The following is a 482-nucleotide window of genomic DNA, read 5'->3' on the forward strand; positions in this document are numbered from 1 at the left end:
CAAGGTTCAGGGTCTATTTAGGTTAGACGCGACCAGAATCGATGATGTGAGAGGCAGGCTGGCGCAAGGGGAGCCCGTCATTCTCGCCCTGCAGTTGTGGCCTAGCTTCGACGATTACCGTGGGGGGGTTTATCACGTTGATAAGACCAGCAACAACGCGGAAGGCTATCACGCGGTTGTGGCTACCGGTTACGATGATCACAAGCAGGCGCTTCGTGTTATCAATTCATGGGGCCGAAAATGGGGTGAGCACGGGCTGATGTGGCTGTCTTACGACGCCTACGCCCAAATGGCAGAGGAAGCAGTGGTGTTGCGTGTGGCGGGTTTCAAACCTAACCCACCGGTCCAACCTCTAGACACCTCTGAGTTGTCACAGCTCATCGCCGACATCAATACGAGGACTTGCGCTAACGTAACATTCCGTCAAGACGGCAAAACGGTTGTCGTATCTGGGTTTGTAGGAAGCGACGATGATCGCCGGC

1 protein-coding gene is annotated in these 482 nt (G+C 55.0%); it reads left to right on the forward strand.

What is annotated here, in order from left to right:
• The coding region (locus EN852_RS35070; RefSeq protein WP_145994142.1) for a C1 family peptidase at positions 1-482 on the forward strand (482 nt) is incomplete at both ends.

Source organism: Mesorhizobium sp. M2E.F.Ca.ET.209.01.1.1, from assembly GCF_004010375.2.
Lineage (GTDB): Bacteria > Pseudomonadota > Alphaproteobacteria > Rhizobiales > Rhizobiaceae > Mesorhizobium.